Source organism: Acinetobacter sp. 18QD2AZ41W (assembly GCF_009829025.1).
GTDB lineage: Bacteria > Pseudomonadota > Gammaproteobacteria > Pseudomonadales > Moraxellaceae > Acinetobacter > Acinetobacter pseudolwoffii.
Genome location: NZ_WURP01000056.1, coordinates 1 through 1,129, shown reverse-complemented (window position 1 = coordinate 1,129; position 1,129 = coordinate 1). Strand labels below are relative to the sequence as shown.

Below are 1,129 nucleotides of genomic sequence, written 5' to 3'. Positions count from 1 at the left end.
TTGAATGGGTTCATGTGCAGCTCCATCAGCAAAAGGGGATGATAAGTTTATCACCACCGACTATTTGCAACAGTGCCCCGTCCGGATACTGCCAGATATCGGCGTCCAGGGAGATGTCCTGAAGCGCGGTGTCCGGAATTTCAGGTTTGTGTCTCTACAAAGACTAACTATCAGAAAAACTCATCGAGCATCAAATGAAACTGCAATTTATTCATATCAGGATTATCAATACCATATTTTTGAAAAAGCCGTTTCTGTAATGAAGGAGAAAACTCACCGAGGCAGTTCCATAGGATGGCAAGATCCTGGTATCGGTCTGCGATTCCGACTCGTCCAACATCAATACAACCTATTAATTTCCCCTCGTCAAAAATAAGGTTATCAAGTGAGAAATCACCATGAGTGACGACTGAATCCGGTGAGAATGGCAAAAGCTTATGCATTTCTTTCCAGACTTGTTCAACAGGCCAGCCATTACGCTCGTCATCAAAATCACTAGCATCAACCAAACCGTTATTCATTCGTGATTGCGCCTGAGCGAGACGAAATACGCGATCGCTGTTAAAAGGACAATTACAAACAGGAATCGAATGCAACCGGCGCAGGAACACTGCCAGCGCATCAACAATATTTTCACCTGAATCAGGATATTCTTCTAATACCTGGAATGCTGTTTTCCCGGGGATCGCAGTGGTGAGTAACCATGCATCATCAGGAGTACGGATAAAATGCTTGATGGTCGGAAGAGGCATAAATGCCGTCAGCCAGTTTAGTCTGACCATCTCATCTGTAACATCATTGGCAACGCTACCTTTGCCATGTTTCAGAAACAACTCTGGCGCATTGGGCTTCCCATACAATCGATAGATTGTCGCACCTGATTGCCCGACATTATCGCGAGCCCATCTATACCCATATAAATCAGCATCCAGGTTGGAATTTAATCGCGGCCTCGAGCAAGACGTTTCCCGTTGAATATGGCTCATAACACCCCTTGTATTACTGTTTATGTAAGCAGACAGTTTTATTGTTCATGATGATATATTTTTATCGGCACTGTTGCAAATAGTCGGTGGTGATAAACTTATCATCCCCTTTTGCTGATGGAGCTGCACATGAACCCATTCAA

The 1,129-nt window shown here is 44.1% G+C and carries 1 protein-coding gene; it reads right to left on the bottom strand.

The genetic code is table 11. The annotated features are described in order from the left end of the window. Positions 1 to 170: 170 nt before the first annotated feature. A complete protein-coding gene (locus GVV58_RS15220; protein WP_000018326.1) occupies positions 171 to 986 on the bottom strand; it encodes an aminoglycoside O-phosphotransferase APH(3')-Ia in 816 nt (271 codons plus the stop codon). Positions 987 to 1,129 lie beyond the last annotated feature (143 nt).